Source organism: Arthrobacter sp. HMWF013 (assembly GCF_003061105.1).
GTDB lineage: Bacteria > Actinomycetota > Actinomycetes > Actinomycetales > Micrococcaceae > Arthrobacter.
On record NZ_QAIQ01000051.1, the window covers coordinates 1 to 1590 of the forward strand.

The window sequence follows — 1590 nt, forward strand, 5'->3', positions numbered from 1 at the left end:
TACGCTGCTCAACCCGGAGCAGCTTGCGGCCTTCTGGTGCCAGTGTCATCGGAGAGCTCCTTCTGGGGTGGCGACTAGCGCATCTTCATTCTTCTGCAGTTCTTCGGTGACCCGTGCAACGAGGTCCGCAGGCGTGACGTCGAAGCCGGTCTCCTGCGCGATGGTGGTCACGCCGGCGTCGGTGATTCCGCAGGCAATGATCTGGCCGTAGGGGGCGAGATCGTTGTTGCAGTTGATCGCGAACCCGTGCATGGTCACACCTTCGCTGACGCGGATGCCGATGGCCGCGATCTTGCGGGCCGGGCCTTTGGCATCTGCGTTGAGCCAGACCCCTGCCCTGCCTTTGATCCGCTCAGCCGCAATGCCGTAGTCAGCCAGGACGGCGATAATCACAGCTTCAAGGCGTTCGACGTAATCGCGGATTCCGGCCGGGTTTTTCAGTTTGATGATGGGATAGCCCACCAGCTGGCCGGGGCCGTGCCAGGTCAGCTTGCCGCCACGGTCCACGGCCACCACGGGGGTTCCGTCAAAGGGCCGTTCGTGGTCCTCCGTGCGCTTACCGGCGGTGTAGACGGCGGCATGCTCCAATAGCAGTACCGTACTGGGGGCAGTGCCTGCCAGGACGGCGTCGTGGATTTCGCGTTGCAGGTCCCAACCGCGCGAATAATCAACGAAATCCGGGGCGAGACCCACCTGTGAAAACTCAAGAGTCATGCCTTCCAGCTTAGACCCCGGGCGGCGGCGCCTCCCCTTAAGTGTCAAACCTCTCACCTGACTGTGGAGCCCGGTCCTGCGGGCCGATCCCGTGCCACTGCGCATGGCCTGTGGATAACTTCTGCAGCGGCGCCGGGATTCCGCTAGACATGGGTCATGACAAATTTCGCTGCTCCGGCGGTTCCCGGTTTTGTGGTGGGACGTGTGCTGGGCCGGGGCGGAAGCTCCACAGTGTGGCTGGTCACCGAGGAAAGGACCGGCCGCGACTTCGCTCTGAAGTGTCTGGGGAGCGAAGGCGGCAGCAGGACCCATGCCAGGGCGGCGGGATTTATTGGTCCTGCGGGAGAAGAGGACATCCGCCGGGAAATCCGGATCCTCTCCGTCCTGGACCATCAGCATCTCATCAAGGCCCATGACGCACTTCATTTTGACGGCTCGGCGGGATCGGAAAACTCAGGCGGCGGAACGGGTCTGCTGCTCGATTATGCTCCCGGCGGCTCGCTGGCTGACCTGGTGGGCAGCAGGGGGAAGCTGCCCATCGGCGAGACGGTGACAGTATTGACTCCCATTGCCCAGGTACTCGGCTACCTGCACGGCAAAGGATTCACCCATGGCGATGTTTCGCCCGGCAACGTCCTCTTTACCGGACACGGTAAGCCGATGCTCTCCGACGTCGGCATCGCCCGGATGGTGGGGGACGTTTCCCCAGTGCCCGATCACGGCACCGCAGGGTTCATGGACCCGTCCCCGGTGGACGCTGTCCGGGCAGGACTCCAGCCGGAGCGGGACGTGTACTCTGTTGCCGCACTGGGGTGGTACTGCCTGACAGGGGAGCCGCCACGGCGGACGGCAGACCGCCCGCCTTTGTCCCTGCTG

At 63.8% G+C, this 1590-nt stretch carries 2 protein-coding genes; one reads left to right on the forward strand and one right to left on the reverse strand.

What is annotated here, in order from left to right; all coding sequences use genetic code 11:
• Window positions 1-45: 45 nt before the first annotated feature.
• Entirely contained in the window at window positions 46-714 is a 669-nt protein-coding gene (gene lipB / locus DBR22_RS02415) for a lipoyl(octanoyl) transferase LipB (RefSeq protein ID WP_108597622.1), read from the reverse strand.
• Between the two features lie 156 nt (window positions 715-870).
• Here lipB and DBR22_RS02420 point away from each other — a divergent pair.
• Window positions 871-1590, forward strand: a 720-nt coding sequence (locus DBR22_RS02420) for a serine/threonine-protein kinase (protein ID WP_146187346.1), incomplete at its 3' end; no start/stop codon positions are given.

Coding starts and splice junctions, on each gene's coding strand:
- lipB (WP_108597622.1), bottom strand. CDS start 714: ATGACTCTTGAGTTTTCACAGGTGGGTCTCGCCCCGGATTTCGTTGAT.